Source organism: Spongisporangium articulatum, assembly GCF_044465595.1.
Classification (GTDB): Bacteria; Actinomycetota; Actinomycetes; order Actinomycetales; family Kineosporiaceae; genus Spongisporangium; species Spongisporangium articulatum.
In genome coordinates, this window is record NZ_JBITLV010000001.1 from 894,853 (window position 1) to 909,878 (window position 15,026).

A 15,026-nucleotide genomic window follows, 5' to 3' on the forward strand; every position below is an offset into this window, starting at 1 on the left:
CCCACCTTCTCGTCGTTCGAGCCCCGCCTGCTCCGCTCAGGCGGGGCTCGAACGTTTTGCCCACCGGCCGGCGCCCGGTGGGTCACGATCGGCAGATGGACGACGCGAGCCCGGTCCCCGGGGGTCGGCGGGAGCGCCGTGCGGCTCGCGCGCGCCGGGGGCTCCGCCTCCGCTACTGGCTGCTCGCCGTCCCGATGAACCTGGTCATCGGCTACGTGGCCGTCGTCCCCTACGTGCTCGGCGTGGCCACCCTCCAGCAGTACGTGCTGGCCCCGCGGGGCCTGGCCGCGCTCGACCCGACCTTCGACGACGGGGCGGTCGACTGGGTGCTCGCGGCGCTCGTCGTGGCCGGGGCCGTGGCCGGATTCGTCTGCGCCAACCTCCTGCTGGCCGGCTGGGCCGGGCACACCTGGACCCGCTGGCTGGTCGCCGTGCTGCTGAACGGGGCCCTGGCCGTCGTCGTCCTGATCTCACCCGGCGTGTGGGACGCGATCCGCTGGTACACGCCTTAGGAAGCCAGTGACTCCCCGACCTCGCGCAGCCCATCGAGGTCGTGGACGTCCCGAGGCCGGGCGGCGATCCGGGCGACCGGGACGTCGGGGTGCGCGTGGCTGAACCGGGCCGCGAGCTCCGCCTCCCGGGCGCCCCGGCGCATCTGGTCGGCGTGCAACCGCAGCAGGCCCGCGACCAGGGGGTGCGCCTCGTCGTCCTCGAGGTCCTCGGCCGCCGCCAGCGCCCGCTCCGCCGACAGGCCCTCGGCCCGGCACGAGTGCACCCGGTTCAGGACCAGCCCGGCCAGCGGCATCCGCTCGTCGGCCAGCCGTTCGACGAAGTACGACGCCTCGCGCAGCGCGTCGGGCTCGGGGGCGGCGACCACGACGAAGGCGGTGCCGGGCGCCTGGAGCAGCTTGTAGGTGGCGTCCGCGCGCTCGCGGAACCCGCCGAACATCGTGTCGGTGGCGGCGACGAAGGTCTGCACGTCCTTCAGCACCTGGGCGCCGAGCACCTTGGTCACCACCGAGGCCGCCGTGTTCATCGCCGCGGAGACGACTTTCAGGTACGCCCGGCCGCCGGCCCGGGCCGGAGCGGTCAGCACCCGGATGAACCGGCCGTCCAGGAACGACCCCAGCCGCTGCGGGGCGTCCAGGAAGTCGAGGGCCGACCGGCTGGGCGGGGTGTCGACGACGATCAGGTCCCAGCCGTCGGAATCCCGGTCGGCCCGGGCCCGCAGCTGGCCGAGCTTCTCCATCGCCATGTACTCCTGGGTGCCGGCGAAGGAGCTGGAAAGCGCCTGGTAGAAGGGATTCTCCAGGATGGAGGCGGCCTTCTCGGGGGTGCTGTGCCCCTCGATCACCTCGTCGAAGGTGCGCTTCATGTCGAGCATCATGGCGTCGAGCCGCCCACCCGCCGCGGTGGCGACTCCCGTCACCGGGCGCGGGGTGTTGTCCAGCTCCTGCAGGCCCATCGACTGGGCCAGCCGACGGGCCGGGTCGATGGTGAGAACCACCACCCGGCGCCCCCGTTCGGCCGCGCGCAGACCGAGAGCGGCCGCCGTCGTCGTCTTCCCGACCCCGCCCGAGCCGCAGCACACCAGGATGCGCGTCGCCGGGTCGGTCAGGAGCGCGTCCACGTCGAGGGACGACGGTGAGCCGGTCACGACATCCCCTGTTCGCGCAGCCGGGCGGCGAGTTCGTAGAGCGCCCCGACGTCGATCCCGCCGGCCAGCAGCGGCAGTTCGTAGGTGGGGCGGGCCAGTTCGGCCAGTTCCTTGCGCTCGTCGCGTTGCATCGCGACCCGGGACGCGTGGTCGGCGGCCTCGCCGAGGAGCGCGGTGGTGAGCGCTGCGGGACTCGTGTCGTTCCCGGTGGCCTGCGACCGTCGTCCGAGCCCGGCCGCGGTCAGCCCGGCCAGCACCTCGTCGCGGTCCAGCGTCCCGGCCGACGCACGTTCCAGCGCGTCGCCCGGCAAGAACGGCTCGGTCACCATGTTCACCACCACACCGCCCACCGGCAGGTGCGCCGCGAGCAGCTCGGCCACGCCGTCCACCGTCTCCTGGACCGGCATCTCCTCCAGCACCGTGACCAGGTGAACGGCGGCCTGCGGCGAACGCAGCAGCGTCATCACGGCATTCGCCTGGTTGCGGATCGGCCCGACCTTGGCCAGCCCGACGACCTCCTCGTTGACGTTGAGGAAGCGGGTGATCCGCCCCGTGGGCGGGGCGTCGAGGACGACGGCGTCGTAGACCGGGCGGCCCTGGCCCCCACGCCCGGGCTGGGTCCGCCGGACCGCCTCGTAGACCTTCCCGATCAGCAGCACGTCGCGCACCCCGGGGGCCACCGTCGTGGCGAAGTCGACCGCCCCGACCTTCTCCAGCACCTTGCCCGCCCGGCCCAGCCGGTAGAAGACGTCGAGGTACTCGAGCAGGGCCTCCTTGGCGTCGATCGCCAGCGCGTACACCTCCCCGCCGCCGGGGGCGACGGCGATGCGTTGCTCGTCGTAGGGCAGGGCCGGGACGTCGAACAGCCGGGCGATGTTCTGCCGGCCCTCGACCTCGACCAGCAGGGTCCGGCGCCCGCCGGCGGCCAGCCCCAGTGCCAGGGCGGCGGCGACCGTCGTCTTGCCGGTGCCGCCCTTGCCGGTCACGACGTGCAGCCGCACGTCGTCCCAGTCGGTCGCGTGGTCGGCGGGCCGGGCGAGGAGGCGTTCTTGGGGGGACAGGCTGGGGGGACGACGGGCGGGCACCCCTCAAGCGTAGGCAGCGTTCCCGCCGTGGGCACGCCCGCCGCCCACCTTCACCGGCGTGCCAGCCCAAAGCACAGAGATTCGCGCTCCCGAGGCCGGATTTCTGTGCTTCCGCTGGGCACGCCGCCGTCGGGGTGGCCCTGAGTAAGCTCGCGCGCATGACGAAGTGGGAGTACGCGACGCCGGCCCTGATCGTGCACAACACGCAGGCGATCCTGAACCAGTGGGGTGAGGACGGCTGGGAGCTGGTCACCGTCGTGACCGGCCCGACCGGCGGGCTGGTGGCCTACCTGAAGCGGCCGGTGGCCTGAATGGGCCGCGTCGCCGACCGGCTGGCCGAACTCGGCATCGAGCTGCCCGCGGTCGTCACCCCCGTCGCCTCGTACACCCCGGCCGTGCTGGACGGCGACCACGTGTGGGTCTCCGGCCAGGTGCCGATGGTGCAGGGCTCACTGGCCCGCACCGGCAAGCTCGGCGATGGCGAGGGTTTCGTCACCGTCGAGGAGGGCTACGAGCTGGCCCGCATCTGCGCGCTGAACGGCATCGCCGCGGCCCACTCCGTGCTCGGCGACCTCGACCGCGTCGTGCGGGTCGTCAAGGTGCTGGGCATGGTGAACAGCGACCCGCAGTTCACCGGGCAGCCGCAGGTGATCAACGGCGCCAGCGACGTGCTGGGCCAGGTCTTCGGCGAGGCCGGTGTGCACGCCCGCTCGGCGTTCGGCGTCGCCGCCCTGCCGCTCGGGGCGCCCGTCGAGGTCGAAATGGTGCTCGCCGTCCGCTGACCGCGGCTGGTCAGTCCGGCAGCAGCATCTGCCGCACGACCTCATCGGTGATCAGCACGCTCAGCTGCACCAGCGACTCGCGCACCTGCACGCCGCGCTCACTCGACGGGTCGACACCACCCGCGTCCTGCGCCACCAGCGTGTCGAGCTCGCGGCCGAGGTCCGCGCTGCGCTGCGCGATGCGCAACGACGCGACCAGGCCGACGCTGGGTGCGAGCCCGAGTTCCCGCAGCCGCTGCAGAATTTCGTAGGCGCGCGGGTCGTCCAGCACGGTCGGGCCCGGCCCGGCGTCGTCGTCCGGCCAGCCGTCCTGGTCACCGAAACCCGCGGCCAGCAACCGCAACGGCCCGCCCGGGCCCAGGTCCTCGCCGCGCCGCGCGGCCTCCACGATCATCTTCAGCGGCAGCCCCGCGTCGCGCAGCTCGCGGATGTCCCGCAACCGGTCCAGGTGCGCCGTGCGGTACTGCGACGCCCGCCCGGACCGGACCGGCGGGGGCAGCAGGCCCTTGGTCCGGTAGGCCCGCACGTTCCGCGTCGTCATCCCGGCCGCCCGCGCCAGTTCGTCTATGGAGTAGGAGTCTTCCGCTCCCATGCCTCAACCCCGTTTGTCGCATCGCGACGCCCGAGCCGGCTACACCCCGTGGCCGTACTGACGCCGCTCCCACCGTTGAAGTCTTCACTATCGCAGGCAGAGCACGAGAGCGCAGGCAACCGGCGGCGCAGGCGACGACTGTGCGTAGCATCAAGCGCGTGACCGAACCGAGTTCCGACTTCGGACCGTGGGCGCGGCTGGTCCGCGCCGACAACCCGGGGCTGATGACGCTGGACGGCACCAACACCTGGGTGCTGCGCCCACCCGGTTCCGGGGCGACGGTCGTCGTCGATCCGGGCCCGCTCGACGAGGGGCACCTCCAGGCGGTGCTGGCGGCGGCGACGGCCGACGGCGCGCGCGTCGAGGCGGTGCTGCTCACCCATCACCACTTCGACCACGCCGAGGGAGCGCCGCGGTTCGCGGAACTGTCCGGGGCGCCGGTGTACGGCGCCGAGCACGGCTGGGACGACTTCCGCCCGAGCGCGGCGTGGGACGGCGGGCTGCGGACGGTCGCGACGCCCGGCCACACCGCCGACTCCACGAGCCTGCTGCTCGAACCCGCCGGTCTGCTGCTGACCGGCGACACCGTGCTCGGGCGCGGGACGACGATCATCGCGGAACCGGACGGCCACCTCGGCGAGTACCTGCGCTCGCTGGACGTCCTGGCCGGCGTCGTGGCCACCCACGACGTCCGGTGGTTGCTGCCCGGCCACGGGCCGGCGCGCGAGAACCCGGCCGGCGTCGTCCTGGAGTACCAGCAGCACCGGCGTACCCGGCTCGACCAGGTGAGCGCGGCGCACGCGGCCGGGGCGCGCACCGCGCGCGCCGTCGTCGAGGTGGTCTACGCCGACGTCCCGCAGGAACTGTGGGGCGCGGCCGAGGTCAGCGTCCAGGCACAGCTGGACTACCTCGGCCTGTAAGGCTCAGCGCGCCCGGCGGCGCATCCGCTCGACGTCGATGAGCACGACGGCCCGCGCCTCGAGGCGCAGCCAACCCCGCGAGGCGAAGTCGGCCAACGCCTTGTTCACCGTCTCGCGGGAGGCGCCGACCAGCTGGGCCAGCTCCTCCTGGGTGAGGTCGTGCGCGACCCGCAGGCCGTCGTCCGTCGGCCGGCCGAACCGCTCCGACAGGTCGAGCAGGGCCTTCGCGACCCGCCCCGGGACGTCGGAGAAGACCAGGTCGGCCAGGGCCTCGTTGGTGCGGCGCAGGCGACGGGCCAGGGCCCGCAGCAGCTGGCGGGCGACATCGGGACGCCCGGTCAGCCAGGTCACCAGGTCGTCGGCGCCCAGGCCGATCAGCGACGTGTCGGCGACCGCGGTGGCGGTGGCGTTACGCGGGCCCGGGTCGAACAACGACAGCTCGCCGAACATCTCGCCGGGGCCGAGGATCGCCAGCAGGTTCTCGCGGCCGTCACCCGAGGCGCGGCCGAGCTTCACCTTGCCCTCGACGATCACGTAGAGCCGGTCGCCCGGGTCGCCCTCGTGGAAGAGCACCTGCCCCCGGCCGATCTCGGCGCGACTCATCGTCGCCCGCAGAGCGTCGGCGGCCTCGTCGTCGAGCGCAGCGAACAGGGGCGCCTGACGCACGACGTCGTCGTCCACCGGTTTCCTCCATCATCCGTGGTCACGGGGGCCCCTCTCGGCCCGTCCGTGGCAGGGCTCACCCTGCGTAGGCATCCTGCCCTACCGGTGCACAGTCTGGTGCACGGATGCATCGGGACACACCCGAGGGGAGCACTGGGTGACCCACCCAGCGAGCGGAGCGAGCGCCGATCAGCATCGCACGCGCGAAAACGTGACAGCCAGTCATCTGAGGAAGGCAGCGAGTGCTGGTAAGTCCCCTCAGGCGGTGAGCCGGACCGACCCGACCCGGGCGCCGAGCACGCGCCCGGCCTCGTCGGCCAGCGCGTCGAGCGTGCGGCCGTAGGTCTCCAGGTCCGCCAGGGCGTGCCGCAGCCGCAGCAGCAGCCCGGTCTCGGCCAGCCGGTCCTCGCTGCGTGGGATCCCCAGCAGGTCACTCAGGCCGGAGGGCGGCGTGCAGGGTGTCCCGCAGATGACCTCCTCGGGCAGCGGATGCGGTTCCTCCAGGTCGGCGACCGAGGCCACGGCCAGGTCGATCCGGGCCGAGACCAGCCGGTGCCAGTGCTCGGCCTCGCGCTGCGCGGCGACCAGATCCCGGTGGGTCTGGGACAGCTCCTCGATGGGCATCGTCGAGAAGGACAGTGCGGTCGTCGGATCGGTCAGGCCGAAGGGCATCTCGTCTCCTGTTCCGCGTGAAGGTCGTGTTCCCGGATGCGGGGAATTTCGTCGGCGCCCGGCTGTCGCTTGAGCGGGGGGCACGGTGCCTCACCCTGCTGGCGCACGGCACGGCGGCCGGCTCGAGGGTGGTCGCCGGACGCAACCCACGAGCCCCGTTTAGGCTGACCAGGTGACCGGACGGACGGCGAAAACCGCCCTCGACATCAGCGGGGAGTCGCCGCTGGCGCGCACCCGTCGTGCGCGCCGGATCAACCGGCTCCTGACCGAGCGGTACCCCGACGCCCACTGCGAGCTCGACTTCACCACGCCGTTGGAGCTGCTGGTCGCCACGATCCTGTCGGCGCAGACCACGGACGTGCGGGTCAATCAGGTCACGCCCGAGCTGTTCCGCCGCTACCCCACCGCGGCCGCCTACGCCGGGGCCGACCGGGACGAGCTGGAGACCCTGCTGAAGCCGACGGGCTTCTTCCGGGCCAAGACGGACGCGGTGATGAAGCTCGGCGCCCGGTTGGTGGAGGACTTCGGCGGCGAGGTGCCGAACCGGATGGACAAACTGGTCACCCTGCCCGGGGTGGGCCGCAAGACCGCCAACGTGGTGCTCGGCAACGCCTTCGGGGTCCCCGGCCTGCCGGTGGACACGCACGTCGGGCGCCTGTCACGCCGGTTCGGCTGGACGACGTCCGAGGATCCGGTGGAGATCGAGAAGGAGCTGTGCGCCCTCTTCCCCCGCAGCGAGTGGACGATGCTCTCGCACCGGGTGATCTTCCACGGCCGGCGGACCTGCCACGCCCGGAAGCCCGCCTGCGGCGCCTGCCCGGTCGCGGCGCTGTGCCCGAGCTACGGGGCGGGCGAGACCGACCCCGAGCGGGCGGTCAAGCTGGTCAAGGGACCGGTCGAGGTGTCTGGGTGAGCACGTCTGCTCAGCCGTACCCGGACGCGTCGCCCCCCGAGTGGTTCGTCCGGCTGGCCGGGAGGGTTTCGCAGCTGACCTTCCCGCAGCGGCCGCAGGAGGTGCTGCGGCAGCTGCCCACGTGGGACGAACCGCCTCGGCGCAGCGCCGTGTTGATCCTCTTCGGGTCATCGGAGAACGGGGACGACGTGCTGCTCACCCGGCGGGCCGCCACCCTGCGTTCGCACGCGGGTCAGGTGGCGTTCCCGGGGGGACGGATCGAGCCGGACGACGCGGGCCCGGCCGACGCGGCCCTGCGGGAGGCGTGGGAGGAGACGGGGCTGGACCCGGCGGGCGTCGACGTCCACGGAGTCGGTGGTGACCTGCACGTCGCGGTGACCAACTTCGTGGTCGAACCCGTGCTGGGCTGGTGGCGCACGCCCTCGCCGGTCGCCCCCGTCGACCCGGCGGAGGTGGAGGCCGTGGTCCGGGTGCCCGTCGCGGAGCTGGCCGACCCGGCCAACCGGTTCACCGTCCGGCACCCGAGCGGCTACGAGGGGGCCGGGTTCGAGGCGTCCGGGCTGTTCGTCTGGGGTTTCACCGCCGGGGTGCTGGACGCCGTCCTCGAGTTGGCCGGGCTGACCCGGCCCTGGGACCGGGACCGGACCGTCCCGCTGGACGCCGCACGGGCAGGGGCGACCCGCTACGACTCGGTCGATGCTGCGGGCGCCGACGCCGTGGCCGAGGACGCCGTCGAGGAGCAGGTGCCCGAGTGATCGATCTCGTGCTGCTCGCCCTACTAATCGCCTATGCGGTCTCCGGGTTCCGTCAGGGCGTGGTGATCGGCCTGCTGTCGCTGGGCGGTTTCGTGGGGGGCGCCGTGCTGGCGATCTGGCTGGTCCCGCGCCTGGTGTCCGGTCTGGAGGAGGGGCCGCAGCGGTCGTTCGTCGTGCTGGTCGCGGTGATCGTGGCCGCCTGGACCGGACAGTTCGCGGGCGCCCTGCTCGGCGGCCGGCTGCGCGAGTCGATCCCGAAGGGGCCGCTGGCCCTGGTCGACCACGTCGCCGGCGGCCTGGCCGGGCTGGTCGCGGTGTCCCTGGTGCTGTGGTTCGTCGCGGGGGCGATCCGGGGTGGGCCGTCCGAGGCGCTGTCGAAGATGGTCGGGCGCTCCGAGGTGATCAAGGCCATCGACTCGGTGGTGCCGGCCCAGTTCGACGGGGTGGCCGACAGCTTCCGTTCCGCGGTGGGCGGTTCGGCCTTCCCCCGGGTGTTCTCGGGGTTCGGCGCCGAGAACATCGTGCCCGTCGACCCGCCCGACGACGCGGTCACGAGTTCGGACGCCGTCCGGCGGGCCCGCGGTGGCATCGTGAAGATCACCGGCGCCGCCAACTGCTCCCGCGGCCAGGAGGGCAGCGGGTTCGTCGTCGCGCCCGGCCGCGTCGTCACCAACGCGCACGTCGTCGCCGGCGTGACCAGTCCCGAGGTGCAGGTGCGGGGCGTCGGCCGGCGCTACCAGGCGCGCGTCGTCCTGTTCGACCCCCGCCGCGACATCGCCGTCCTGGCGGTGCCCGGACTGCCGGCCAAGACCCTCGACCTCGGGGCCGACCAGGCCCGCGGCGACTCGGCCGTGGTGGCCGGGTTCCCCAACGACGGGCCGTTCACCGTCGACGCGGCTCGCGTCCGGCAGGTGCTGAAGGCGCGGGGCGTCGACATCTACGGCAAGACGGACACGGTCCGCAGCGTCTACTCGCTGTACGCCACCGTTGAGCCCGGCAACTCGGGCGGGCCGCTGCTCGACTCGCGCGGCGACGTCGTGGGCGTGGTGTTCGCGAAGTCGCTGGACGACGACCGGACGGCGTACGCGCTGACCATGACCGAGGCGCGCAGCACGATCGAGAAGGGCGTGAACTCGTCCACGCCCGTCGGCCGCACGTCCTGCACCGCCGGTTAGAGGGTCTTCAGCCACCCCACCAGGGCCTCGGTCACCTCGGCCGGGGCCTCCTCGGGCAGGTAGTGCCCCGCGTGCGGCACCAACCGCCAGGTCAGCGGGGCCGCGACCCGGGCGTGGGAGGCCTGCGCGGTGCCGGTCAGCACGAACGGGTCGAGGCCGCCGTGCAGGTGCAGCACCGGGACGGCGACCGGCGCCTCGACCGCGGCCGCGAACCGGCGCCCGTCGCTGCGCGGTACCGAGCGCATCACCCAGCGGAACGCCTCCAGCGCCGAGTGGGCCACGAACGGCACCCGCATCGCCCGCCGATAGGTGTCGAGTTCGTCGCGGTCGGGGAACCGGGTGGCCGACCAGCGCCGCAGCAGGTCGCGCACGCCGTCGCCGCCGGTCAGCTGCCGTTCCGGGCGGACCGGCAGCTGGAACCCGAGCACCGGCGTCCAGGCGCGCCGCTGCCCCGGGTCACGGGCCAGCGCCGTACGCAGGGTCAAGGGGTGGGCCATCGAGACCGCCGCCACCGCCCGGGTCACGCCCGGCTGCAGGCCCGGCATCGACCAGGCCAGCCAGCCGCCCCAGTCGTGCCCGACCACCACGGCCTCGGCCTCTCCGAGCGACCGGACGACGCCCGCCACGTCGGCGCACATGGTCGCCGGGTCGTACCCGCGGGGTGGCTTGTCGCTGGCGCCGTAGCCCCGCAGGTCCATCGCCGCGACCCGGTACCCGGCGTCCACGAGCGGTTCGAGCTGGTGTCGCCACGCCCACCAGAACTGCGGGAACCCGTGCAGCAGCAGCACGAGCGGGCCTGATCCGGCCTCCACCACGTGGAAGCGGGCGCCGTTGGCCGCGACGAAGCGGTGCTGCCAGGGCCCCTCGATGAGGGTCTCGGCCTCGTCGGTGACGTCCAATGCGACCTCAGGTCGTCGTGGGGGCCTTCCGGCCGCGGACGGCGGCGAGGGTCGCCTTGGTGGAGGTGATGGCCTTCTCGGGCGGGCGGATCTTCTTCAGCTGCAGCACGCCGAGACCCGCCACGATGCCCGCCAGCAGGAGCAGGACCACGGTGATGATCAGGAACGACAACCACTCCGACAGCCCGGCCGCGTGCAGGCCGTAGCCGGCCGTGACCAGCAGGGTGATCAGCGAGAAGAAGGCGAACGTCCCAGCTGCGACGAACATCGCCCCGCCGACGGCCCCGCGCACGACGTCGTCCTTCACCTCGGCCTTGGCCAGGGCGATCTCGTACCGGACCAGCGCCGAGAGGTCCTCGCTGGCCTCGGTGACGAGCTGGCCGAGAGTCCGTTCCTCGGGCATGAGGCCTCCTGCTCCGGTTGCGATGGCGATGTGGGCGTCGCCGCAGACCACGACGGTCCGGTCAGAGCCTATTGGGTGCCGGTGGTGTGCGCCGAGGCGAGTTGTTCACGGTGGCGGCGGTTGCGCCGGACGAGCACCACCGAGGCGAGGGCGCCGGCCAGGAGCGAGGCCGCCAGCACGGCCAGCCGCACGCGTTCGGCCCGTTCGGCGTCGTCGAAGGCCAGCTCGCCGATCAGGAGCGACACGGTGAAACCGATCCCGGCCAGCAGGGCGGCCCCGGCGACGTCGCTCCAGCCCAGCTCGGGGTCGAGTTCGGCCCGGGTGAAGCGCGCGGTCAGCCACGTCCCGCCCAGCACCCCGACCCCCTTGCCCGCCACGAGGGCGACGACGACGCCGAGCGTGACCGGGTCGTCGAGCGCCGCCCGCAGCACCCCGCCGTCCACCGTGACCCCGGCCGCGGCGAAGGCGAAGAGGGGCACGGCGACGCCCGCCGAGACGGGGCGCAGCACGTGTTCCAGATGCTCGGCGGCCGCGTGCCGTCCCGCCGCCGGGACGGTCAAGGCCAGCAGGACGCCGGCGACCGTCGCGTGCACCCCCGACGCGTGCACCAGCGCCCACGTCGTCAGGGCGAGCGGCCACAGCAGCCACCAGTGCCCGCGACCGGCCCGGACCAGCCCGGCGAAGGCGGCCAGCGGGACGGCGGCCACCAGAAGGGGGGTCCAGGAGAGGTGGTCGGAGTACGCGATCGCGATGATCGTGATGGCGATCAGGTCGTCCACCACGGCCAGCGTGAGCAGGAACGACCGCAGGGCGCTGGGCAGGTGGCTGCCGAGCACGGCCAGGACGGCGAGCGCGAACGCGATGTCGGTGGCCACCGGCACCGCCCAGCCGCTGCGGGCCGAGGCGTCCTGCCACGTCACCCCCAGGTACAGGACGGCGGGCAGCGCCACCCCCGCGACCGCGGCGACGACCGGGACGACGGCCCGCCCCGGGTCGCGCAGGTCGCCGACCACCAGCTCGCGCTTGAGTTCGAGCCCGGCGACGAAGAAGAAGATCGCCAGCAGCCCGTCGGCGGCCCAGGCGGACAGGTCGAGGTCGAGGTGCAGCCGGGCGGGCCCGACGGTCTGCTCGAGCAGGGCGTGGTAGCCGTCCGACCAGGGGGAATTGGCCCAGCCGAGGCCGACGAGAGCGCCGATCAGCAGCAGGAAACCGCCGGTGGTCTCGGTCCGCAGGATCTCGGCGACCGTGCGGTCGTCGCTGCGGGAGAACAGTTTTCGCATGTCAACCGCCCAGCACGAAGTAGCGCAGCCACAGGTACGGCCAGCACAGCGTCACCGTGACCGCCGTGACCACCAGCCCGTACTTCGTGAACTGCCAGAACGAGATCGGGTGCCCGTTGCGGGCCGCGATGCCGGTGACCACCACGTTCGCGCTCGCCCCGACGGCCGTCGCGTTGCCGCCCAGGTCGGCGCCCAGCGCCAGCGCCCACCACAGGGCGTGGGCCTCGCCGGGCGGAGCCTTCTCGACCAGGTCGGCGACCAGCGGCGCCATCGTGGCCACGTACGGGATGTTGTCGACGATCCCCGACAGCACCGCCGACCCGAACAGCAGGCCCGTGGCGGCGACCAGGTAGTGATCCCCGACCGCGTCGGTGGCCAGCCGACCCAACTCCTCGATGACGCCGGTGTGCACGAGCCCGCCGACCATCACGAACAGGCCCATGAAGAAGACCAGGGTCTCCCACTCGACCTCGGCCAGGAAGTCCTCGCTGCCCAGCCGGGACACCACCACGGCGGCCCCGGCCCCGAGCAGCGCCACGACCGACGGCTCGAGGTGGATCACGCTGTGCAGGGTGAAACCGGCCAGGACGAAGGCGAGCACGACGAGCACCCGGACCAGGAGCTTCGGGTCGGTGATCGCCTCGCGCTCCTCCAGCGCCATCACCCGCTGCACGCGCTCCGGGTCGTACCGGAAGGCCGACCGGAACATCACCCGGCTCAGCAGCACGAAGACGATCATCAGGATCACGACGAGGGGGGCCAGGTTGAGGACGAAGTCGTTGAACGACAGCCCCGACCGGCTGGCGATGATGATGTTCGGCGGGTCGCCGATCAGGGTGGCCGTCCCGCCGACGTTGCTGGCCATGGCCTCCGCGATCAGGAACGGCACCGGCGGCAGGCCCAGCCGCTCGCAGATCAGCAGGGTGACCGGAGCGATCAGCAGCACGGTGGTGACGTTGTCGAGCAGCGCCGAGGCGACGGCCGTGATCACGAGAAGCAGGACGAGGACCCGGTAGGGGCGGCCCCGCGCGCGTTTGGCCGCCCAGATGGCCAGGAACTGGAAGACCCCCGTCTGGCGCAGGACGCCGACGATGATCATCATCCCCAGCAGCAGGAAGACGACGTTCCAGTCGATCCCCGACTCCTCGGAGAAGAACGCCGACTCCGACGTGGCCGCCCCGATCAGCACCATGGCCGCCGCCCCACCCAGCGCGGCGTAGAGCCGGTGCACCCATTCGGTGGCGATCAGTACGTAGGCGGAGGCGAAGACCGCGACGGCCAGCCAGGCCTGCAGGCTCACTGCGGCCCGTCCCCGACGGCGCCGTCCTCCAGCGTGCGGCCGGTGCCGTCGGTGCCCGCGCCGCCGTACTCGAGCAGGGCCGCGGCCAGCCGGGCGAGCGTGACCACGCCGTGGTATTCGCCGCCCCGGCCGCGCACCAGCACCAGCGGGGTCGACTCCTCCCACATGGCGGCGGCGATCTCGATCACCGTGTCCTCCGGGAGGACGGTGACCACCCGGCGGGTGGTGAGCTGCTCGGCGTCCCGCAGTTCGCCCAGCCGGTGCTCGCGCATGCTGCCGAACTGTTCGCCCGCTCCGGCCTCGTCGTAGACGTGGGCCAGGTTCGGGTCGTCGAGGACGTACTGCGGGACGACGACCCGCAGCAGTTGTGGCCCGGGCACCACGGCCGCGGGGACGCCGTCGGGGTCGGCGACGACCAGGCCGCTGAGCCGGTGCTCGGCGAGGATCTGGACGGCGCTCAGCGCATCGGTCTCCCAGGTGACCAGGGGGACCTGCTCGACGAGGTCGAGAGCCTTCACGGCGTGCTCCTGTCCGAACTTGTCGAGGGCATGACGAACCTGCCGCCGACCAGACTTCCCGGCACACCAGACACCCAGGGTAGCCGGTGGCAGGGTGATCGCAGGTGGGACCGCATCCGGACGACCGCCCGGGGGAGGGGAACCGTGACGTTCGAGTACGACCTGGACGAACCGCCGGGTGAGCCGGAGGCGGCCGGATCGACGACGGGGCGCTCGTCGTCGCGGCGCCGGGTCACCGGTCTGGTGCTCGTGCTGCTGGGGGTCGCCGGACTGCTGGCGTCCGTCGCCCTCCCGGCTCTCGCCCAGCGGGCGGTGCGCCCTCCGCCCGGGCCGCGCACCGGCGTCCCGGCGCGCTGGTACGCGCCGACCGGGTCGGTGCCGTCGGTACGCGACTGGCGGATGACGAACGCCGTCCTGTTGCTGGGTGATCTCGACGGCCATCGCTATGTCGTCTCCCCCGGTGGAAAGCGTTACGCCCGAGTCCCTGTCGACTCCGACTCCGACCTCGCCGCGCTCTCGGACGACGGCCGCCTGGTCGCCTGGATATCGTCGGCCGGGGGCGGGGCGAGCCGCCTGCACCTGCTGCGGTTGGCCGACGGGCGGCAGACGAGCACGTGGATCCAGGCCGACGGGTTCCGGGCGGTCGCGTTGCGCTGGGACACCGGCTCCTTCCAGGTGAGCGGCTGGCGCACCGTGCCGCGCGACGACGACAGCCCCGACGGTCAACCGACCCGGGACATCTCGTGCTGGCTGGCTCCCGTCGTCTCCACACCTCAGCGGTTCACCTCGGCCGGGACCCAGCGCTCCGTGAACGACTGCGGCGGCACCCCGGTCCAGGTCGCGGCCTTCGAGGGGGGCGACCCGGAGGGTCGGTTCGACGCCGTCCACCCGGCCGGGGGTGGCCAGGAGGCCGACCTGTGGTTGAACGACGAGTGGACGTTGTTCGTGTCGCCGTCCTTCGACAGCGGGGTCGTCCTTCCCCGAGCCGGAACGACCACTCTCGCGGCGTGGCCGCCCGGCGCCACGATCCTCACGGCCCGCCTGTTGGCCTGGGCCGACGCCGGGATCCTGCTGCGGACGGTGTCCGTCGGCGAGGACCCCGACGCCCGCTCGGGAGCCCTGCTGCTGGTGGACCCCAGCACCCTGCGACAAGGGGTGCTCGCCCGAGGGGCCGACGATCTGATGCCCCTCGCGGTGGCGCCGGGTGCGGTGGGGTACGGGACGGCGGTGTCCGCGGACCCGCCGTCCTACCCGTTCTGGCGGCCGGCCCGCATCGCCGAGCTCACCCGGCAGGTCCGGGCCGGGCACCCCGTCGTGGAGTTCGCCGCCTTCGCCGTACCCGTCCTCCTGCTCGGAACGGGCATCGCCCTGCTCGGTTCGCGGGGCCGGAGGTCCAAGATCACCGGCTGAGT

At 73.2% G+C, this 15,026-nt stretch carries 18 protein-coding genes; 8 read left to right on the forward strand and 10 right to left on the reverse strand.

Annotation, left to right across the window (positions count from 1 at the left end):
• Positions 1-95: 95 nt before the first annotated feature.
• A complete protein-coding gene (locus ACIB24_RS04305) occupies positions 96-512 on the forward strand; it encodes a hypothetical protein (RefSeq protein WP_398275634.1) in 417 nt (138 codons plus the stop codon).
• Here ACIB24_RS04305 and ACIB24_RS04310 read toward each other — a convergent pair.
• Together ACIB24_RS04310 and ACIB24_RS04315 are read right to left on the reverse strand one after the other, a co-directional pair.
• Complete coding sequence (locus tag ACIB24_RS04310) at positions 509-1,657, reverse strand: ArsA family ATPase (protein ID WP_398275637.1); 1,149 nt, start codon at positions 1,655-1,657, stop codon at positions 509-511. The genes ACIB24_RS04305 and ACIB24_RS04310 overlap by 4 nt on opposite strands.
• A complete protein-coding gene (locus ACIB24_RS04315) occupies positions 1,654-2,658 on the reverse strand; it encodes an ArsA-related P-loop ATPase (RefSeq protein ID WP_398276751.1) in 1,005 nt (334 codons plus the stop codon). The genes ACIB24_RS04310 and ACIB24_RS04315 overlap by 4 nt, the downstream gene beginning before the upstream one ends.
• 242 nt (positions 2,659-2,900) lie before the next feature.
• Here ACIB24_RS04315 and ACIB24_RS04320 point away from each other — a divergent pair, with 242 nt between their 5' ends.
• Positions 2,901-3,053 carry a hypothetical protein gene (locus ACIB24_RS04320; RefSeq protein WP_398275640.1) on the forward strand — a complete coding sequence of 51 codons (153 nt, stop codon included), beginning with the start codon at positions 2,901-2,903 and terminating at the stop codon, positions 3,051-3,053.
• Entirely contained in the window at positions 3,054-3,524 is a 471-nt protein-coding gene (locus tag ACIB24_RS04325; RefSeq protein WP_398275643.1) for a RidA family protein, read from the forward strand. It abuts the gene before it with no gap.
• A 10-nt stretch (positions 3,525-3,534) separates the two neighbouring features.
• On the opposite strand, the gene ACIB24_RS04330 is transcribed toward ACIB24_RS04325, so the two are convergent.
• A complete protein-coding gene (locus tag ACIB24_RS04330) occupies positions 3,535-4,116 on the reverse strand; it encodes a MerR family transcriptional regulator (RefSeq protein WP_398275646.1) in 582 nt (193 codons plus the stop codon).
• A gap of 158 nt (positions 4,117-4,274) precedes the next feature.
• Here ACIB24_RS04330 and ACIB24_RS04335 point away from each other — a divergent pair, with 158 nt between their 5' ends.
• The gene (locus ACIB24_RS04335; RefSeq protein WP_398275649.1) at positions 4,275-5,036 is read left to right on the forward strand and encodes an MBL fold metallo-hydrolase; all 762 of its coding nucleotides are present in this window, start codon (positions 4,275-4,277) and stop codon (positions 5,034-5,036) included.
• A 3-nt stretch (positions 5,037-5,039) separates the two neighbouring features.
• Here ACIB24_RS04335 and ACIB24_RS04340 read toward each other — a convergent pair whose 3' ends face one another.
• Both ACIB24_RS04340 and ACIB24_RS04345 read right to left on the reverse strand, forming a co-directional pair.
• Complete coding sequence (locus tag ACIB24_RS04340) at positions 5,040-5,717, reverse strand: Crp/Fnr family transcriptional regulator (protein WP_398275652.1); 678 nt, start codon at positions 5,715-5,717, stop codon at positions 5,040-5,042.
• Positions 5,718-5,957: 240 nt separating this feature from the next.
• Complete coding sequence (locus tag ACIB24_RS04345) at positions 5,958-6,371, reverse strand: hypothetical protein (protein WP_398275655.1); 414 nt, start codon at positions 6,369-6,371, stop codon at positions 5,958-5,960.
• Positions 6,372-6,543: 172 nt separating this feature from the next.
• Between ACIB24_RS04345 and nth the strand changes: the two genes are divergently transcribed.
• From nth to ACIB24_RS04360, 3 genes are read left to right on the forward strand one after another with little or no spacing between them, the layout of a single operon-like run.
• Entirely contained in the window at positions 6,544-7,284 is a 741-nt protein-coding gene (gene nth / locus ACIB24_RS04350; protein ID WP_398275658.1) for an endonuclease III, read from the forward strand.
• On the forward strand, positions 7,281-8,039 hold the full coding sequence (locus ACIB24_RS04355) for an NUDIX hydrolase (protein ID WP_398275661.1): 759 nt from the start codon (positions 7,281-7,283) through the stop codon (positions 8,037-8,039). Before nth ends, ACIB24_RS04355 begins: the two co-directional genes overlap by 4 nt.
• Positions 8,036-9,214, forward strand: coding sequence for a MarP family serine protease (locus ACIB24_RS04360; RefSeq protein ID WP_398275663.1), 1,179 nt, complete (start codon positions 8,036-8,038; stop codon positions 9,212-9,214). Before ACIB24_RS04355 ends, ACIB24_RS04360 begins: the two co-directional genes overlap by 4 nt.
• Here the strand turns inward: ACIB24_RS04360 and ACIB24_RS04365 are convergent.
• The 5 genes from ACIB24_RS04365 to ACIB24_RS04385 all read right to left on the reverse strand — a co-directional run bounded on the left by ACIB24_RS04365 (position 9,211) and on the right by ACIB24_RS04385 (position 13,614).
• Positions 9,211-10,113, reverse strand: a complete 903-nt coding sequence (locus ACIB24_RS04365; protein WP_398275666.1) for an alpha/beta fold hydrolase — start codon at positions 10,111-10,113, stop codon at positions 9,211-9,213. The two genes, ACIB24_RS04360 and ACIB24_RS04365, sit on opposite strands and share 4 nt — an antisense overlap.
• 7 nt (positions 10,114-10,120) lie before the next feature.
• Positions 10,121-10,516, reverse strand: coding sequence for a phage holin family protein (locus ACIB24_RS04370; protein ID WP_398275669.1), 396 nt, complete (start codon positions 10,514-10,516; stop codon positions 10,121-10,123).
• A gap of 68 nt (positions 10,517-10,584) precedes the next feature.
• Complete coding sequence (nhaA, locus tag ACIB24_RS04375; protein WP_398275672.1) at positions 10,585-11,796, reverse strand: Na+/H+ antiporter NhaA; 1,212 nt, start codon at positions 11,794-11,796, stop codon at positions 10,585-10,587.
• 1 nt (position 11,797) lies between these two features.
• Complete coding sequence (locus tag ACIB24_RS04380; RefSeq protein ID WP_398275675.1) at positions 11,798-13,096, reverse strand: ArsB/NhaD family transporter; 1,299 nt, start codon at positions 13,094-13,096, stop codon at positions 11,798-11,800.
• Complete coding sequence (locus ACIB24_RS04385) at positions 13,093-13,614, reverse strand: CBS domain-containing protein (protein WP_398275678.1); 522 nt, start codon at positions 13,612-13,614, stop codon at positions 13,093-13,095. The genes ACIB24_RS04380 and ACIB24_RS04385 overlap by 4 nt, the downstream gene beginning before the upstream one ends.
• Positions 13,615-13,758: 144 nt before the next feature.
• Here ACIB24_RS04385 and ACIB24_RS04390 point away from each other — a divergent pair, with 144 nt between their 5' ends.
• Positions 13,759-15,024: a hypothetical protein gene (locus tag ACIB24_RS04390; protein WP_398275681.1), complete on the forward strand. Its 1,266-nt coding sequence runs from the start codon at positions 13,759-13,761 to the stop codon at positions 15,022-15,024.
• Positions 15,025-15,026: the final 2 nt, after the last annotated feature.

Bases quoted from the DNA above. Each gene is read 5' to 3' on its own strand.
- ACIB24_RS04325 (WP_398275643.1), top strand. From the start codon at position 3,054: ATGGGCCGCGTCGCCGACCGGCTGGCCGAACTCGGCATCGAGCTGCCC.
- ACIB24_RS04345 (WP_398275655.1), bottom strand. From the start codon at position 6,371: ATGCCCTTCGGCCTGACCGATCCGACGACCGCACTGTCCTTCTCGACG.
- ACIB24_RS04320 (WP_398275640.1), top strand. From the start codon at position 2,901: ATGACGAAGTGGGAGTACGCGACGCCGGCCCTGATCGTGCACAACACG.
- ACIB24_RS04370 (WP_398275669.1), bottom strand. From the start codon at position 10,516: ATGCCCGAGGAACGGACTCTCGGCCAGCTCGTCACCGAGGCCAGCGAG.
- ACIB24_RS04330 (WP_398275646.1), bottom strand. From the start codon at position 4,116: ATGGGAGCGGAAGACTCCTACTCCATAGACGAACTGGCGCGGGCGGCC.
- nhaA (WP_398275672.1), bottom strand. From the start codon at position 11,796: ATGCGAAAACTGTTCTCCCGCAGCGACGACCGCACGGTCGCCGAGATC.
- ACIB24_RS04305 (WP_398275634.1), top strand. From the start codon at position 96: ATGGACGACGCGAGCCCGGTCCCCGGGGGTCGGCGGGAGCGCCGTGCG.